2 protein-coding genes are annotated in these 2,036 nt (G+C 50.9%); one reads left to right on the forward strand and one right to left on the reverse strand.

Annotated features, from left to right (window positions below):
• On the reverse strand, window positions 1–229 hold a 229-nt coding region (locus D6694_13950), incomplete at its 3' end, for a hypothetical protein (protein RMH36368.1).
• A 398-nt stretch (window positions 230–627) separates the two neighbouring features.
• Between D6694_13950 and D6694_13955 the strand changes: the two genes are divergently transcribed.
• Entirely contained in the window at window positions 628–1,878 is a 1,251-nt protein-coding gene (locus D6694_13955) for an ATP-binding protein (GenBank protein RMH36369.1), read from the forward strand.
• Window positions 1,879–2,036: the final 158 nt, after the last annotated feature.

The raw sequence follows: 2,036 nt of genomic DNA on the forward strand, positions 1-2,036 counted from the left end.
GCCCGGTCGCGTCAGCCCCAGCCGCCAGTTCGGGCCGAGCGGCAGGCGAACGCGAACCAGCGCATCGAACAGCCGCAATAGCCACGGCGGCAGCCTCAGATCGGCGGGATCGTAGGCCATGAGTCAGGATACCGAGGCTTGCTCGCGGGCAAATCGCGCACCCCGAAGCCATGCGCTGTGACGCGAAATGATTGCGAAAGGAGCCGACCTTGCCATGGTTGCCATTCATTGAAATTGGGCCGGCAGGCCTCCATTGTCAACGATGGCCGCTCCGGGCGCCCGTGCCCGGACAAACATTCCCGAAGGGTGGCGAGGGATTCCGGGAACCCGTGCGGTCAGCGGATGCACCTAACGCTCCAGCCAATCCGCCAGATTCGAGCGATCTGTATGATTCCGAAAGATCAGGGAGAATCCGACTGGAAAGACGATTCACAAGCTTTGGAGATATCACTCATTCCATGCTATGGATAACAAGCCATAGCAAGATAAAACATCAGTTTGGGGCCCTATTCTTGACCGCATGACACAAGGATAGATATGGTTGAGGGTGATCGTTTGCCGGGGATGTGATGGAAGGGTCGATGAATGTAGAAGCCTCCATAATAACAAGTTAGCCAAAGGAAAATCATGCGTTATTCAGAAGTTTTTGTTCCTGGTGGCTTTCCACGCCACACATACAACCCTAGAACCAGCCGTAAGCTTGAAGAACGCCTTGCAGAAGTAGCAGACAATTTATGCAAACTGGCTACTGTAACTGGTCATACAAAATCAGGAAAAACCGTTTTAGTGAGGGGGGCATTTCCTCCTGATAATGCTATTTGGGTTGATGGTGGAACAGTTGGTGCGGAAGAGGATTTTTGGGCAACGATCATTGAGCAACTCGAATTGTTCCAAGGGTCCACTGAAGCGAGCTCGAACGGCAGATCGAACGAAATAGGTGCCGAAGGGGGGGCAGAGGCCAATTTCTTAGCAGCAAAGGGGAGCGGGAAATTATTCGCAAAGACTGAAGAAACGAAAGGTTCATCGAAATCACATACTAGAACTGTTAGCTCCCGTGTTACCGCTCTTGCAGGTTTGCGCGATGCGATGCTTCCCCTCATAGTCGATGACTTCCATTATATACCCAGAGATTTGCAAGGTTCACTAGTTCGTGCATTGAAGGCCCCTATATTTGATGGCCTCCCCGTCGTTCTAATTGCTATCCCTCATCGTCGTTACGATGCGTTGAAGGTTGAGAAAGAAATGACAGGGAGGCTTCACCCAATTGAAATTCCCTTGTGGGAAGAAGAAGAACTCAGTTACATCCCGCAAGTTGGGTTTCCCCTTATGAGATGCACAATAAGTGATGATGCGGTAGCATCCTTTTCTCGTGAGGCTATAGGAAGTCCGCATCTTGTTCAGGATTTTTGCCGCGCGCTCTGTCGGCAGAATGCAATCAAAACTGACGTCGATGGCCGTGATCTGAATCCTTCAAAAGAAGAACTGAAAGAGGTGTATTCAGAAGTGGCAGAAACTATTGGTCGGCCTATATTCGAGAAGTTGGCGAGGGGGCCGCGCCAAAGAACAGACCGTATTCCGCGCAAACTTAAGAGCGGGAACGAAGTCGACATATATGGTTTGATTCTTCACGCTTTGGCGCACATCAGACCGGGGCTAGTAACAATCGAGTACGAGGAGTTGAGGGCCGCCATTCGAGAGGTCTCTGTAGATACCCCGCAACTACACGAAGTAGCGCGAGTTCTTCGGCACATGGCAAGCATTGCTGCATCAGACGAGAGTTCCACCCCTGTGATTGATTTTGAGGAGGAAGATAAAGTGCTGCATGTGACCGATCCGTTTTTTGCGTTTTATCTTCGATGGGGAAATATCGATGGCTAACAAATCGCTGTACTGGATTTTTACTCCGCTGCGCTCGGTAAAAACCAGTGAGCTCAATCGGTGACGTCCATAAACTGCTGTAAATTGTAGGAGGCCATCGTGGGCCTCGATTCCGTAGGGTTGCGTTAGTGAGAAACCAATCCGAAGGAGGAGACACC

The sequence above is a fragment of the Gammaproteobacteria bacterium genome (assembly GCA_003696665.1).
Classification (GTDB): domain Bacteria; phylum Pseudomonadota; class Gammaproteobacteria; order Enterobacterales.

Coding starts and splice junctions, on each gene's coding strand:
- D6694_13955 (RMH36369.1), top strand. CDS start 628: ATGCGTTATTCAGAAGTTTTTGTTCCTGGTGGCTTTCCACGCCACACA.